Below are 15,482 nucleotides of genomic sequence, written 5' to 3' on the forward strand. Positions count from 1 at the left end.
CGAAGTCCGTGAGCCATGCGTCAAGAAAAGCCGCTATCGTTTATACCGTACCCGTACCGTAAACCGACACAGGTGGATGAGGAGAGAATCCTAAGGCCGGCGGAAGAAGCATTGTCAAGGAACTCGGCAAAATGGCCCCGTAACTTAGGGATAAGGGGTGCCTGGGAAACCAGGCCGCAGAGAATAGGCTCAAGCAACTGTTTAGCAAAAACACAGGTCTATGCGAAACCGAAAGGTGAGGTATATGGGCTGACGCCTGCCCGGTGCTGGAAGGTTAAGAGGAGAGGTTAGCGCAAGCGAAGCTTTGAATTTAAGCCCCAGTAAACGGCGGCCGTAACTATAACGGTCCTAAGGTAGCGAAATTCCTTGTCGGGTAAGTTCCGACCCGCACGAAAGGCGTAATGATTTGAGCGCTGTCTCGACAATGCATCCGGTGAAATTGAAGTACCAGTGAAGATGCTGGTTACCTGCGCCAGGACGGAAAGACCCCATGGAGCTTTACTCCAGTCTGGTACTGGGACTCGGTATTGCATGTACAGGATAGGTGGGAGGCTAGGAGATGGTAACGCCAGTTGCCATGGAGCCGCTGTTGGGATACCACCCTTGCAGTATTGGGTTTCTAACCAGCCGCCGTGACCCGGCGGTGGGACAATGCCAGACGGGGAGTTTGACTGGGGCGGTCGCCTCCGAAAGGGTATCGGAGGCGCCCAAAGGTTCCCTCAGAATGGACGGAAACCATTCGAAGAGTGCAAAGGCAGAAGGGAGCTTGACTGCGACACCGACGGGTGGAGCAGGTACGAAAGTAGGGCTTAGTGATCCGGTGGTATTAAGTGGGAATGCCATCGCTCAACGGATAAAAGCTACCCTGGGGATAACAGGCTTATCACTCCCAAGAGTTCACATCGACGGAGTGGTTTGGCACCTCGATGTCGGCTCATCGCATCCTGGGGCTGTAGTAGGTCCCAAGGGTTGGGCTGTTCGCCCATTAAAGCGGTACGCGAGCTGGGTTCAGAACGTCGTGAGACAGTTCGGTCCCTATCCGGCGTGGGCGTAGGATATCTGAGAGGAGCTGTCCTTAGTACGAGAGGACCGGGATGGACGGGCCGCTGGTGCATCGGTTAGACTGCCAAGTCTACGGCCGAGTAGCCAAGCCCGGAAGGGATAAACGCTGAAGGCATCTAAGCGTGAAGCCCCCCTTAAGATGAGATATCCCATTCGAAAGAAGTAAACCCCCTTGAAGACGACGAGGTAGATAGGGCAGAGGTGGAAGTGTGGCAACACATGGAGCTGACTGTTACTAATCGGGTGAGGGCTTGACCAAGAATCGCAGGAAGAATGAATCTCAAGGAAATGTCAACATGTATGTAGTTTTGAAGGTGCAAACCTTTATTCCTCCTTAGCTCAGTCGGTAGAGCATGCGGCTGTTAACCGCAGTGTCGTTGGTTCGAGTCCAACAGGGGGAGTTTTCGGAAACATGAAGTCCGATATCAAATTCAATTTTCTACCAGGCTCCATGGTCAAGCGGTTAAGACACCGCCCTTTCACGGCGGTAACAGGGGTTCAAATCCCCTTGGAGTCATTATGTAAGATTTCTTACATATAATAAAAAGTGAATATGGTGCCATAGCCAAGTGGTAAGGCAAAGGTCTGCAACACCACACACTAGGGAGCCGAATAAGATAAATATTCCTCCTTAGCTCAGTCGGTAGAGCATGCGGCTGTTAACCGCAGTGTCGTTGGTTCGAGTCCAACAGGGGGAGCTACAAACCCAATAATTGTGCAAAATAACTAAATACGGCGCAGTAGCCAAGTGGTAAGGCAATGGTCTGCAACACCAGTATTCACCGGTTCAAATCCGGTCTGCGCCTCTTAAAAAGCCCAGAAAATCAAGGTTTTCGAGGCTTTTTCTTTTTTCAAAATCCTATAATTCTGTCTAAAAAAATAAGGTGGCAAAATTATAGGAAAGAAAAAGTTCACAATTTTTTCTACAAGTCCATTTTTCCATAATCCAATTCCCTTTTTTAAAAAATTAATTCTAAAATACAAATTTTCATGCTTTAATATTTATAGATATGTCCGCCAAAAACCGTTAAAAACCTTATAAAATCAAGTAAAATCGTTTCGTAAGGTGGACGATAAGGTGGCAGAATTTTGGTTGTTACAGCCTGTGCCATCATACTGTAGACAACTATTTCCTCTGTTAAGCGGAAGATTTATGCAATCATAGCATCAATTAAACTTACCTTACGTTCACTGTCTGTATGAACATAAGTACGCATGATGACCTCATAGTTATCGCCAATGATTTCAGCAGCTTCCTTTATTTCTCCCATATTGTGAGTCTGCCGGATCAGATTTGTTGCAAAAGTGTGCCGTAGTGCATGAAGATTATATTCTGGAATCTCAGCACGCTTACAAATTTTCTTTAGCGTATTGGCTAAATTTTGGATTGTAGGGCTGACACCATTTTGCGTAGATAATATCAAATCTGGAAAAACCCGATTTTTATCGTATAGCTCCATCATACATGATAGTGAAAATTCAGCTTCCTTGTTTAATGGAATAGTCCGTAAACTATTTGGGTATTTTGGAGGAGTCAAAATCATTTTAGTCTTTTTTTTGGAACCGGCCTCTCTGTTTTTAACCCTGCTAAGCGTATGTGTGATTTTAATGCCACGCCGTCCTAAAAAGGGCACGATAGAAGATTGACCTAATGCAAGCAATTCACCACCACGTAAACCTGTGTTTAAAAGGAATACAATGGCAGGACCATATCTATACAAATAGCGTTCATTTTTATTTGGACTGGGTTCCATTGCAATTTCTTTTATGATCTGCTCATGTTCTGGTGGGATGATTGAGATTTCCTTTGTTTCTACAGGAAGAACGGATTCTTCCGGCATTATCACCCGATTTAAAATATCAGAAAAGTTTTTTGGCAGTTCGCCGAGAGAAATTGCTGTTTTAATCATTGCAGACCAAAATAAGTAAATTTTCTTTAATGATGAATAACTCAGGATTTCCTTTTTAGCATTAATCGTTGCTGTAATATCATCAGCAGTCAGATTAGAAAATGTTTTGCTAAAAGCATCCGTATCTTTTAAATGATTTTCGTATGTTTTTTCTAATCGATCCAGGCTGGTTTGTTTGAATTTGCCAGCTTCAACCATGAGACTTTTGCGGAATAAGTATTTGTTCGCATAGTCCTGTACTTTGATGTTTGAAGTAATTGCGTCTTGTATTGCGACTTTTATCTTCCAGTCATCTAATAATGCTTTCGCTTCTCCTTTGGTAGGAGCATTAAACTCCTTGTCCGGTAGCCCTTTTTTTCTATATCGGGCAGTCCAACCTCTTCTCTTATTTGGAAATAGTGATCCATCCCCTTTGGATCTTCTTTTTTGTTGTGTACCTTTCGTTGTTCTCGCCATGAATAGTTCCCTTTCTTTAATGAGATATTCATGCCAAATCAGGTATAAGGTCTATTTTAATATAGCCAAGCCTGATTGACAATAACTTTCTAAAGGGCCTAAAAGAATATTTGCTTTCCTATGTTTTTCTTGAGAAACTCCTGAATAGAAGCTGGTGAAGTAAAATATTGCCGCCCAACTTTTGTAACTGGAAGAATTCCACTGTCAAGAAGTTCCCTGGTTTTTGTTTTTCCAATGCCGAGCATGGATGCTATCTCCTGAACGGAGTATGCTTTAAAGAGATTGTCTGTTTCACTCAATATAATCACCTCTATAAATTAGATTAATGAAAGAGTAGACATATCAGGAAACCGTTTCCTATGCCATGTTTCATGCACGTATGAGGTGTTACTATGTAATCATCAAGCTGCAGGCGTGCATTTATGCGACACTATCTGCAGCACCTATATACATTTCCTGATAAGGTATAAAATTATCAACGAATCATGAAAGCTTATCTCAGCCTATAATGAAAATAGGATACTGACTCCACTACTTTTTTCACTTCTCTTTTTGCCTTACAATAGTCTTAGGCAGGATTAAGTTTGATTGCACCTTGGAGGATTTGCACCCCGTTTGTCAACGTAAATGATTTGCCCTTGAGCACAGCATATTGTCGCACCTTTTATGAATAGCACGAGTAGCAAAGTCCGTATTATCTCGGGCAAATCTCCTGCCAATTCTATAGTAAAGGAGTTGTTCTGTATGAAAGACCTTCTGGAAATTTCCTGTGGACTGGATGTCCACAAAGAAAAAATTGTTGCATGTATCCTGACTGGTCCTCTGGGCAAGCCAACCCGTTCTGAAATCCGTGAGTTTTCTACATTGATTCCGGATATGATAGCATTACGGAATTGGATCGTTTCTAAAAACTGCCATCATGTAGCTATGGAAAGCACCGGTATCTATTGGATGCCGATTTATGAAATACTGGAGGATGCTTTCTCTGGTGACATTACCCTGCTTGTTGTAAATGCACGCCATATGAAAAATGTTCCTGGCAAAAAGACCGATATGCGGGATTCCGAATGGATTTCCACCTTGCTTCGCGCCGGACTTTTGAACGGAAGTTTTATTCCCGAAAAAAGGATTCGGGAATTCCGCGATCTAAATCGTTACCGTAAGAGTGTCATCCGCGATATTACGTCACAGAAGAACAGGATTGAGAAATTTTTACAAAGTTCCGGCTTCCGTCTATCATCCTTTATTTCTGATATTTTTGGCGCTTCGGGTAGAAACATCATTCTGCATTTAGTTGAACATGGGCAGATTGATAAAACTGCTTTAGATTCTTGTCTCAAAACCAAGACCAGAAACCGTATTGATGAAATTCTCATGTCCGTGAACGGAACACTGTCAGAACACCAAAAGGCATTTTTAAGGATTCTCATGACTCATTATGATTCTTTAAAGAAACATCTTGCTGAAATTGAAACGAGTCTCGAGGAAGATATGGCTCCATTTGCCCTGCAGGTTGAGCAGTTGAATAGCATCTATGGAATAAGCACAACTGCTTCCTGTGCAATTATTGCTGAAATCGGTATTGATATGAAGCCGTTTAAAACTGCGGAACACATCTGCTCATGGGCCGGTTTGTGCCCAGGTAATAACGAAAGTGCTGGAAAACGAAAAAGCACCTCTGTCACAAAAGGCAATCCTTACATAAAAAGTATGCTCTGCGAAATTGCCTGGGTGATTGCAGGGAAACGCAACACTTATCTTTCGGCATGGTACTGGAGAATCAAACAGAAAAAAGGAGCCAAAAAAGCGATTGTCGCACTTGCCCGAAAACTTCTTGTCATCATCTACACAATGTTAAAACAAGGAACTCTATTTGACGAATCCTGTTTTGAAACAAGACGTAAGCACTGTGAACAAAAACAGCTTTCTCGTTATATACGGGAATTGGAAAAACATGGTTATCATGTGGAAGCTCAAAGCTAGCCTTTCTTAAATACGATCAATCTCTCACTACAGGCAGCCAATACTGTGACTGCTTTATAGTGATGCTTTCATAATTGTTGAAAACATTTGTTGTCAAGGTTCAGTTTTTGGCTACGAGTTTTATTTTCGTAGCAAGGTACAATAGCGTAAGACTTGGTTTTGTCTTAACAATTTCATTAAGTAATTAACTGAGATTTTTTCAGATTGAACAGATTATGTACTTTTTATAAAAAATTTTTCTATAAACTTGAAAAAAGAGAGGTGGGATACGTGATATTTCAATATTTTAATTGAAGTCATATATGTAAAGCAGAGTATTTAAGAACATACAATATATTGTGCATGAAGATTGACATATACTATATCATGTGCTACTATATTGCTATAGTTAATTTTATGCGCACCCATAGGGGGAGTTTTGGATTTGTATAAATCCGAAGACTCAAGGAGAGCAGTAAGGCTGCTTATTCCGCATAAGTTGTTTATGATTGTATAAAGTGTCACTATCTGTCCTTATGGGGCAATAGCGGCACTTTTGTTTTTTCGGTAATATTATCAGGGATATGAGAATGGATAGCGAAGGAATACTTCACTTTTCATTCTTTTTTTATGTCCTAATGAAAGGCAGGATTGCCACAATCAGCTTTGGCTGTTTATGGATAAATAAATTTAAGAAAGGTGGTACACACATGAAAGAAACAAAGATTTATGCAGATGAGTTTTGCACTACATTTGCAAGTACAACGGAGATGCTGGAATTTCTGGCTGAGAGGGCAAAGCAGTCCAAGTGGATTCGTAAGCCTACCAGGATGCTAAAACTGGTTCCATTGGAAAAGGAGGCAGAAACCATTGAAGAAGCCTGTGAAAAAGAACTGGAAGGAATAGTAGAGGATACAGAAAAGAATACCCAGTTGGTATTAAAAGTGAACAAGGATTTTTATCCGGTTCGTGACTGTGCTATCCATACAATTCTGAAAAGAGCCGGCATTAATGGAACAGGATTAAAGAAACTGGAGAAAGCTACTTATGCAAAGGTAGTAAACTACTGTCTTCAGGTAGCGAAAGGAGATGCCTTAATCAAGGTGGCAGATGGAAAAGTATCTGCAGTACATGGCGGTGATGATCATGATTACTGTGTACTGGATATGCAGACAATCTTCAATATGACAAGTGATTATCTGAAAGCACATTTTAAGGGAAGTACGTATCTGGAGGGATCTGGAAGTTTTGACCATTCCATTGTGTCTGCTATGTGGACTTTAGGAGGAAATCAGGAACTTTTGGATACTTATCACCAGGCTTTGGAGGATCATGGAATTGAGGATAAGAGCCTTGCTCCTGCACTGCGCCTGACTACTTCTGATGTAGCAGTAAGTGGTGTGAATCTGTATCCCATGATGCTCTCACAAACCAGTAATCGTGTCATTAACCTGGGTAGTCCTATCAAACTGTCACATGATAGAGGGGCAACCTTACAGGATTTCCGGAATAATCTGGACAAAATTTTTTCCCGTTATCAGGAAGCGGTTAAAGGAATTGTTGGTTTGATGGATATAGATATCCAAAACCCTGTAAACTGTCTGCATCTGATTATGAAGGAACTCAAAATCAATCAGAAAATCCGAAACGAAGTAGTAGAGCTTTTTGTGGGACAATATGGGGAAGAACCATGCACAGCTCATGATCTTTATTTTGCCATGCACGAAGCTGCTTTCTTTGCTGCTTGTGAAGGATTTTCTGCACCACGGATTTTAAAATTGGAAGAAGATATTGCAAAAACACTGGTCTTTGACTGGAAAGGGTTTGATGTATATGGAACGATTAAATTATAAGGAGGAAATGAGATGAATACAGCATTAAATTATCAGCCGGAAGTTCTTGTTGATACAGCAGATTTGAGCCGAGAAGATTGGTTGGATTATCGGCGTCTTGGTATTGGTGGAAGCGATGCAGCGGCAATCATGGGCTTATCCCCATTTTCGACAATCAGGGATTTGTATTTCGATAAAATTGGTGTTACGCCAGTAATCGAAGAAGAGGAAGAAAACTGGGTAGCGAAAGAAGTGGGACACCGCCTGGAAGATTTGGTTGCCATGATTTTTGCCAAGAAGACTGGACTTGAAGTTTTCCCTGTACGAAAAATGTTCCGGCATCCGCTATATCCGTTTATGTTAGCGGATGTGGATTACTTTATCCGTTTTCCAGATGGCAGCATTGGGATTTTGGAATGTAAAACCTGTAATTACAATGCAAAAGACAAATGGGCAGATGATGGGATTCCTGAAAACTATGTTTTGCAGGTTCGTCATTATCTTGCAGTCATGAATATGAATAAGGCATATATTGCTTGCCTTTATGGAAACAATGAAAATGAATTTGTTTACCGGTGTCTGGAACGAGATAGAATGGAGGAAGAAGAACTCATTGACCAGGAGAAATACTTCTGGGAGGAATATGTGGAGAAGAAAATAGAACCACCGTATTCCGGAAAGCCAGATCTCATTTTGGCTAGTATCCGGAAATATAATGGTTACGCAGACAAATCAATTCCTGAAATCAGCATATCTAGCTTGGAATCACGCAGTCTTGAAAAATATCTCAAATTATCTGAAGAAAAATCCCAATTGGAAAAGAGAAAAAAGAAGATTGAAGCGGAACAACGTGCATTGAGCGTACCGTTTGTCGAGCTTCTTGGACAAGGGTGTAAGGCAGTGATCGAGGATGGGAGTTTCCGTTACCGGATTACTTATAATCCTACGATACGCACCCAGATTGGAAAAGAAAATATGGAGAAACTGAAAAATCAGCATCCGGATATCTACGAAGAATACACAAGCACTACAGAAAGCAGGATTTTCCGGATTAAAAAGGAGGTTGCATAATGTTACAAGGAAAAAAGGCATATATTTGTTCTCCGCTGTCTGCCCCGAATCCAGAGGGAATGCAGCATAATATGGAACTGGCAAAATACTATCTCATGCAGATGAAAAGGCTGTATCATTGCCGTACTTTTGCTTCACATGCTCATCTTCCATTAATGTTAGATGACCGTATCCCGGAAGAACGGGAAACTGCAATGCAGATTGCAGTTTTGATGTTGGATTTATGTGAAGTATTGATCATTTGTGGTTCACATATCAGCGAGGGAATGAGAAGCGAGATTCAGACAGCATTTGTAAAAGGAAAGGATATTTATTGGTATGACTCCAAGATGAAACCAGGGGAATTGATGAAAGTAGAGAACTGGAGGGACATAGACGATGAGGTGCAAATATATACGTAAGATTTTTCAAAATGAGGAAAACGGATATACGGTTGCATTATTTTCCACACTGAATCAGGAAGTTCCTCTTTCTGCCAGGGATAAGTTTTGGGCAGAGAAAAAAATCATTGCGTTTACTGCCAAAGGATATGACCTTCCGCTTACGGATGAGATCGAAATTGAGATGGAAGGCGAGTGGGAAACAAGTTCCTATGGGACACAATACAAGGTGGAAACTTTTTTAGAGGTTGTACCTAGAACAAGGGAAGGTATCTTAGGATACCTTTCTTGTGGTTCTTTAAAAGGAATTGGTCCCAAAACGGCAGAAAGGATTGTCAATCGTTTTGGTCTGGATACCTTAGAGGTGATGGAAAAATATCCACAGGAATTATTAAAAATTCAGGGGATATCTCAGCAAAAACTGGACCGTATTGTGGATTCCTTTGGAAAAAATAAAGTATTCCGGGAATTGATGACCTTTTTATCACCATTTCATGTTACTCCTAAAAAAGCAAATATGATTCTTCAGAAGTTTCGGGATCAATCCGTAGAAATCATTCGGAAGCAGCCTTATATCCTTTGTGCTGTTAAGGGGTTTGGTTTTCTCACTGTGGATGCCATTGCAAGGCAGTGTTGTGCTGCAACGAATGATCCTATGCGCATTTCCGGCTGTGTCAGTTATGTGTTGCGGGAAGCCATGAAGCAAAACGGACATTTGTATCTGGAGCAGGAAATTCTGGTAAAAGATGCCTTGAAAGTTCTAAATAAAGAACCGGATCTTCAGCCGGTGACAGAAACAGAAATTTTAAAAGTGATCTATCGTCTGGTTATGCAAGACAGTATCGTGGTAGAAGAAAATAGGATTTACATTACCAAACAGTATCAGGAAGAAGATGACACTGCTTCTATGATTGCAAGAAAATTGTATGAGCGAATTCCAGTTCTTACGATTGAAAAGGAACTGGAGGAAGCACAGAAAGATTTAAACATAACATTATCCGAACAGCAGAAAGAAGCAGTACGTATGGTTTTTGCAAACCCGATCAGCATTATTACTGGAGGACCTGGAACCGGTAAAACAACGGTTTTAAAGGTCATTTTGTATATCTATCAGAAAAAATGCGGGAATAAAGTCCAACTGATGGCACCAACTGGTCGTGCCGCAAGGCGAATGGCAGAGAGTACCGGAAGTGGGGATGCAACTACGATGCACATGGCACTGGGGCTTTTTGGTGACGGAGATTATGAAGCACTTATAGATGAATTGTCCGCAGATTTTATTAATGTGGATGAGGTATCTATGGTAGATATGCACCTTGCCTATGAATTTTTTTACAAGGTAAAAGCAGGAGCCAGAGTGCTTTTGGTCGGAGATGTCCACCAGCTTCCTTCTGTAGGAGCAGGAGATGTGTTCCGTCAGCTTATTTTGTGTGGGAAAATACCGGTTACTGTTTTAAATCTGGTCTATCGTCAGGGGAAGGACAGCAATATCCCCATAAATGCCCAGCTTATCAACGAAGGAAAAACAAATCTGCAATGGGGAGATGATTTCCAGATGATTGAATGTTCAGGAGCAGATGCAGCAGCACAAATTGTTAAGAATATTTATCTCAAGGAAATTCAGGTGTATGGTATGGAGCAGGTACAGATACTTTCTCCATACAAAGTGCGAAGTGCAGCCGGTGTCTTGGAACTGAACCGCAGTCTGCAGGATGATGTAAATCCTCCTGTATCCGGGAAACAAGAGCTTCATCTTGGCGGTGAGATATTCCGAGAAGGTGACCGAATCCTTCAAAACAAAAATACAGAAGTTGCCAGTAATGGAGATTTAGGTACTTTGGTACAGATTTCTGAGGATGAGGATAACAACCCAATAGTTCAAATCGTATTTACAGACGGACGCAGGGTGAAGTATGAGGCAGAGCAGGTGGAGATGATGGAACATGCAAATGCCATAACCATACACAAAAGCCAGGGAAGTGAGTGCCACGTGGTTATCATTCCGTGGCTAAAAGCTTTTTATCCCATGCTGAAGCGGAATATTTTTTATACAGGGATTACCAGGGCGAAGCTGCGCGTTTATATTGTTGGGGAATGGAAAGCTGTTTGTCAGGCAATTCATACAGATGATACAGGTACCAGAAAGACGATGCTGGCGGCAAAAATACAACAGTATTGTGAACGGTATCAGCCACAGAGTAATAGACAGATCCCGACAACAATTTGCAACCGGGCTGTGTAAAAAAATAGCAAAATAGTTCAATGTTGAGAATTGGCAGGTTATTACTTTATAAAGGGATGTCCTGCCGGTTCCAAAGAAAGGAGCAGGCAATGAGCGAATTATTATATAACAAGTCAAAAGCAGTAGAAGAACTGAATAAAGTGGAAGGATTTTATCCTCTGGAACTTGCCAGAGTTATTTCTAATGAAGGGCAGGAGGAACAACGGTATCTGGATGTGAAATATCGGAAGCTGTGGTTCCGTCTGGTAAATCCTACAGGCAAGATTATCAGCCGGATTGTTCATTTTACAGAAAATATGGCAGTTGTAGAAGCCAGGATTTATCTGGATAAGTGTGATCAGGAGAATAATTATATTGCCAATTCCTTTTCGCAGAAATTTCGTACAACAGATACACAGTTTGGAGATAAATTTCTTGAAATGGCAGAAACCGCAGCGATTGGGCGAGCTTTGGCAGATGCGGGATATGGTCTGCAATTTGCTGATGTAGGGGAAGGAAATGATCCAATGCAGGTAGATGCAGGAATTCCTGTAAATCAGGGAACACAGATGCAGACTGCGATGCCAGCACAAACCCCTGCATCAGGAATGCAGCAGACTCCCAATCAGTCAGCAGGAACCATGCCATCATTTCCGCCTCAAGCAACTCCGGGGCAGCAGATGATGGAACAGTTTTATCAAGAAGCACAAGCCAATGGAAATACGATTGGCGGGGGAACGGGTACAGGACAGATGACAAATCCGGTAATGATTCCGGCAACTGGATCTGTACCAGTTATGCAGCAGATGCCTTCTAAGCCGCAATTTCTGGATCCCAATATGCCAGTGGAAGAACTGGTGAAAAGGATGAGTTATGAGCAGGCAATACAAGTAGCCGTAACAGGACAGGGAAAATTTAGTGGAAAAACCATGGGACAGGTTGCAATAGAAAGTCCTTCCAGCTTGCAATGGTTCGCAGAACAGTATCATGGACAGAACCATTTCATACCGGCGGCAGCCAAAGTAATTCTTGCAAAGGCATAGCAAATAGCCGGCTTAACATTCTTTCCACAGCCAATAAAGGCTGTGGAAGAAAGGAGGAACCATAGAGTGTATGATATGTCAGGCTTTAGCTACGATATCACAGATGTCGTGCATTTACTGCAGCTTAGAGCGTGTCTGAAAAACATTTTAAATTGTTTATTTTAACCAAATTAATATTGAGGCGATACAAATAAATCCCAAGTAGGTTGCAGCTAATTTGTCATAACGTGTAGCGATTCGTCGGAATGCTTTTAATTTCAGAAAATACTTTTCTACTAAATGGCGTTCTTTGTATAACCACCAATCACAATGACGTTCAAATTTAGCTCCCTTTCGGGATGGAATGGTTGGCTCTCCACCGCGTGCGTACACATAATCAAGCAATTTATTACTGTCATATCCTCGGTCAGCTAACACATTGCTTCCGTTTATTTCAATTTGATCGAGCAAAGGGATTGCATAATTGATATCATTACGCTGTCCCTCACTGATCATTAAATAAACTGGATATCCATAGGCATCTACTACCGCATGGATTTTGGTGCTGGCTCCTCCACGACTATGCCCGATTTCATTTGAAGGCCCCCTTTTTTTGCACCGGCACTATGCTGGTGCGCCTGGATAATAGAAGCATCAATGGATAATTCTTCCAATTCTGCTTCAAGACTTAAAATACGGAAAATATTATCAAGGATACCATCATCGATCCATTTTCGGAATCGGCTATAGACAGTTTTCCATGAACCATAACGTTCAGGAAGATCGCGCCAAGGTGCCCCACTACGTGCAAGCCATACAATTCCATTCATAATGATACGATTGTCTTTCCTTGGACGTCCTTGTTTTCCAGTATTTTCAGGAGGTAATAAAGGTTCAATGCGAAGCCATTCTTCATCAGTCAACTCATATCGTCTCAACATAGTGAACACCCCTTTTTCTTTATTTTATCATGAAAAAGGGAAATAAAACATGCGTTTTGTGCAATTTTTATTTTTCAGACACGCTCTAGAGTACGGCATAAAAATTCTTCGTCAATGGATGTGAATTGTCCATTTTGTGGAGAAACAAAAGGGAAAATGAATGTTAATCTTCAGAAAAATGTGTTCCGGTGTAATCGGTGTGATGCTTCCGGCGGAATGCTGGAATTATACAGAAGACTGCATGGTGTTTCCAGTGCAGAGGCAAACCGACAGATCCGGGAAGCTCTGGGAAAGGGGGAATACCGAACGGATTATCAGGTGGTTCATAAAGAAGAGCCTGTAGAAATTTTCAATGCCGAGTTAGCGGATGCAGATGTCATTGACCGAACATATCAAGAAATGTTGTCGTTATTGACCTTAAATGATAAACATCAGGAGGATCTTAAAAAAAGAGGGTTGACGAAAGAACAGATCGAGATACAGAGGTATCGTAGTGTACCGTTGTTTGGAATTAAAAATATGGTACAAAAACTGTTGGAATCCGGACAGACGGTAAAAGGTGTGCCGGGATTTTATGAAGATCAAGATGGGAAATGGACAATTAATTTTACTTCTAAAAATTCTGGGATTTTGATACCGATTCGATCCATGGAAGGAAAAATACAAGGATTTCAGATTCGGTTGGATCAGGTAATGGAGGGACGGAAGTATATCTGGCTTTCCAGTGTGAAATTTAAAAATGGAGTATCATCAGGAAGTCCGGTACATGTCATAGGAAACCTGGACGCAGAACAGATCTATTTAACAGAAGGCGCATTAAAAGGCACGATAGCTCACTATTTATCAGGGGATACGTTCATTTGTGTTGCAGGTGTGAATCAATACAGAAATTTAAAGCCAGTTTTGGAAATGTTGAAAAGCAGGCATCTGCAGCACCTATATGAAGCGTATGATATGGATAAAAAAATGAAGGTATATTGTGACGGGGATTCCGAAAAATGTGATGCCTGTCAACGTAAATCAGCCACTTTTTATTGTCCGCATAAGATGCAGAAACGGCAGATTCTACAGAACGCTTGTAGAAAGGTGTATGAAATCTGTAGTGGATTGTCTATTTCCATGAGCCGTATGGTTTGGGACATGGATCCTTATGGTGAGTGGAATGGACAGATCAAAGGAATTGATGATTATTACTATGTATTGAAAAATACAGGGTGAATATGGACCGGGCAAGTTGTCCGGTCTTATGGAAGAGGAGGATTCGATGAAACGAAAGAAAATTTACGGTATATTTATGCTTGTAGCCATTGCTGTTTTTTTATTTGCAGGAGGAAGGATACTGCAAATTTATTTGAATTATCAGGAAAGTCAAAAAGTCTATGAGCAGATGGAAGGGTTTACACAAAAGATAGAGGATCAAGACCTGTCACCAGAAGCGGTTCCAGGGGAAACACCAGAGGAGGTCGCAGAGCAGGGAGTCCTACAGGTGGATTTTAACAAGCTGGAAGAAATCAATCCAGATGTCATTGCATGGATTGAGATTCCTGGTTTGGAAATTAGTTATCCGGTAGTCCAGGGGAGGGATAATGACTATTATCTGCATCACCTGATTACGGGAGAAAATCATAAAAGTGGCAGTATTTTTATGGACTTTCACAACCAGGAGGATTTATCAGACAGAAATACCATTATCTATGGGCATAATATGAAGGATGGGAGCATGTTTGGAACCCTGGATCAGTATCAGTCACAGGCACTTTATCGAAACTATCCTTGTTTTTATATGTATGTGCCAGGATATATTTATGAGTATCAGATTTTTTCCTGTTATGCAGCACCAACGGATTATCCAGCATATACTTATGATTTTCCTACTTCTGAGGACTATGAAGTTTTTCTGGAAACACTACAAAGAAGTGCTGAGTATAACACAGGGACGACAGTTACCAAGGAGGATCAGGTAGTAACCTTATCAACTTGTGTAAATACCCGAAAGGATTATCGCTATTTAGTACATGGAAAACTGAAACAGAAAATAAAGATGGAGGAATAACAGATGTTAGATTTTGAATACGCAAAGGCATTGGCAGAGGTTGTGCTGGATACAACTTGCAGCGAAAAAGAAAGAGAAGTACGGCTGGAGTGTTTAACCCAAATATTTGGCAGAGCAAATGCTTATTTAAAGAAAGGCTTCTTACCCGATGTGGTAGAGGCTTTTTTTGTGCGAAAAATGAAAGGTTTGCCACTGGTATCGACAAAGCAGGATATGCAGGATTTTTTGAAAGTCAGTACACCCCATTATTTTGGCGGGAAATTTACAGTTAGTAATATTCCGTATTATTCTGAGGAAGAAGAACTGCTACTTTGGTCAGAAACATCACTTCGTGGTCCAGTGATTTCAGCCGGATACGAACGCTATATGGAACTGTTTAAAAAGATTTTGCCTCAAAAGGCAGAACAGATTAATTTTTTATAAAAAGAAATAATTCGAATGAGGACTGGAAATATATGGTGGTTTAAAGATAAATGTTAAAAATTATTATATAGGAAGAAAGCATCTGTCTGTAGCAAAATGCTACAGACAGGATATTTTTTTGAAAAAAAGTTGCTTTGTACGGAAGCTCT

Annotated in this window: 11 protein-coding genes, 4 tRNA genes, 1 rRNA gene and 1 pseudogene (1 of these 17 only partly in view); 14 read left to right on the forward strand and 3 right to left on the reverse strand. The window is 41.2% G+C overall.

All coding sequences use genetic code 11. The features are described 5' to 3' along the window. The 5 genes from NQ550_RS03595 to NQ550_RS03615 form a co-directional block, all read left to right on the forward strand. Nucleotides 1-1,321 (forward strand): 23S ribosomal RNA (locus tag NQ550_RS03595) (it extends 1,563 nt beyond the left edge of the window). A gap of 69 nt (nucleotides 1,322-1,390) precedes the next feature. Then, nucleotides 1,391-1,463, forward strand: a tRNA-Asn gene (locus NQ550_RS03600). A gap of 44 nt (nucleotides 1,464-1,507) precedes the next feature. Continuing rightward, a tRNA-Glu gene (locus NQ550_RS03605) sits at nucleotides 1,508-1,579 on the forward strand. Between the two features lie 108 nt (nucleotides 1,580-1,687). After that, a tRNA-Asn gene (locus NQ550_RS03610) sits at nucleotides 1,688-1,760 on the forward strand. A gap of 36 nt (nucleotides 1,761-1,796) precedes the next feature. After that, a tRNA-Cys gene (locus NQ550_RS03615) sits at nucleotides 1,797-1,868 on the forward strand. A gap of 345 nt (nucleotides 1,869-2,213) precedes the next feature. Here the strand turns inward: NQ550_RS03615 and NQ550_RS03620 are convergent. Beyond that, nucleotides 2,214-3,428: a site-specific integrase gene (locus NQ550_RS03620; RefSeq protein WP_025581318.1), complete on the reverse strand. Its 1,215-nt coding sequence runs from the start codon at nucleotides 3,426-3,428 to the stop codon at nucleotides 2,214-2,216. Between the two features lie 98 nt (nucleotides 3,429-3,526). After that, nucleotides 3,527-3,727, reverse strand: a complete 201-nt coding sequence (locus NQ550_RS03625; RefSeq protein WP_243148421.1) for a helix-turn-helix domain-containing protein — start codon at nucleotides 3,725-3,727, stop codon at nucleotides 3,527-3,529. Nucleotides 3,728-4,172: 445 nt separating this feature from the next. Here NQ550_RS03625 and NQ550_RS03630 point away from each other — a divergent pair, with 445 nt between their 5' ends. The 6 genes from NQ550_RS03630 to NQ550_RS03655 all read left to right on the forward strand — a co-directional run bounded on the left by NQ550_RS03630 (nucleotide 4,173) and on the right by NQ550_RS03655 (nucleotide 11,937). Further along, entirely contained in the window at nucleotides 4,173-5,411 is a 1,239-nt protein-coding gene (locus NQ550_RS03630; protein ID WP_114091361.1) for an IS110 family RNA-guided transposase, read from the forward strand. Nucleotides 5,412-6,100: 689 nt separating this feature from the next. Beyond that, a complete protein-coding gene (locus NQ550_RS03635) occupies nucleotides 6,101-7,243 on the forward strand; it encodes a hypothetical protein (RefSeq protein ID WP_025581135.1) in 1,143 nt (380 codons plus the stop codon). A 12-nt stretch (nucleotides 7,244-7,255) separates the two neighbouring features. Next, entirely contained in the window at nucleotides 7,256-8,293 is a 1,038-nt protein-coding gene (locus NQ550_RS03640; RefSeq protein ID WP_025581134.1) for a YqaJ viral recombinase family nuclease, read from the forward strand. Then, on the forward strand, nucleotides 8,293-8,694 hold the full coding sequence (locus NQ550_RS03645) for a DUF7768 domain-containing protein (protein ID WP_025581133.1): 402 nt from the start codon (nucleotides 8,293-8,295) through the stop codon (nucleotides 8,692-8,694). Before NQ550_RS03640 ends, NQ550_RS03645 begins: the two co-directional genes overlap by 1 nt. Next, nucleotides 8,672-10,915: an SF1B family DNA helicase RecD2 gene (recD2, locus tag NQ550_RS03650; protein WP_025581132.1), complete on the forward strand. Its 2,244-nt coding sequence runs from the start codon at nucleotides 8,672-8,674 to the stop codon at nucleotides 10,913-10,915. Before NQ550_RS03645 ends, recD2 begins: the two co-directional genes overlap by 23 nt. Nucleotides 10,916-11,004: 89 nt before the next feature. Continuing rightward, a complete protein-coding gene (locus NQ550_RS03655; RefSeq protein WP_025581131.1) occupies nucleotides 11,005-11,937 on the forward strand; it encodes a hypothetical protein in 933 nt (310 codons plus the stop codon). A 156-nt stretch (nucleotides 11,938-12,093) separates the two neighbouring features. Here the strand turns inward: NQ550_RS03655 and NQ550_RS03660 are convergent. Further along, a pseudogene (locus NQ550_RS03660) lies at nucleotides 12,094-12,857 on the reverse strand (IS5 family transposase). A gap of 114 nt (nucleotides 12,858-12,971) precedes the next feature. Between NQ550_RS03660 and NQ550_RS03665 the strand changes: the two are divergent. From NQ550_RS03665 to NQ550_RS03675, 3 genes are read left to right on the forward strand one after another with little or no spacing between them, the layout of a single operon-like run. After that, on the forward strand, nucleotides 12,972-14,075 hold the full coding sequence (locus tag NQ550_RS03665) for a DNA primase (RefSeq protein ID WP_025579117.1): 1,104 nt from the start codon (nucleotides 12,972-12,974) through the stop codon (nucleotides 14,073-14,075). Nucleotides 14,076-14,121: 46 nt separating this feature from the next. Then, the gene (gene srtB / locus NQ550_RS03670; RefSeq protein WP_025579116.1) at nucleotides 14,122-14,910 is read left to right on the forward strand and encodes a class B sortase; all 789 of its coding nucleotides are present in this window, start codon (nucleotides 14,122-14,124) and stop codon (nucleotides 14,908-14,910) included. A 3-nt stretch (nucleotides 14,911-14,913) separates the two neighbouring features. Next, complete coding sequence (locus NQ550_RS03675; protein WP_025579114.1) at nucleotides 14,914-15,333, forward strand: hypothetical protein; 420 nt, start codon at nucleotides 14,914-14,916, stop codon at nucleotides 15,331-15,333. Nucleotides 15,334-15,482 lie beyond the last annotated feature (149 nt).

It is taken from the genome of Blautia wexlerae DSM 19850 (assembly GCF_025148125.1).
GTDB lineage: Bacteria > Bacillota > Clostridia > Lachnospirales > Lachnospiraceae > Blautia_A > Blautia_A wexlerae.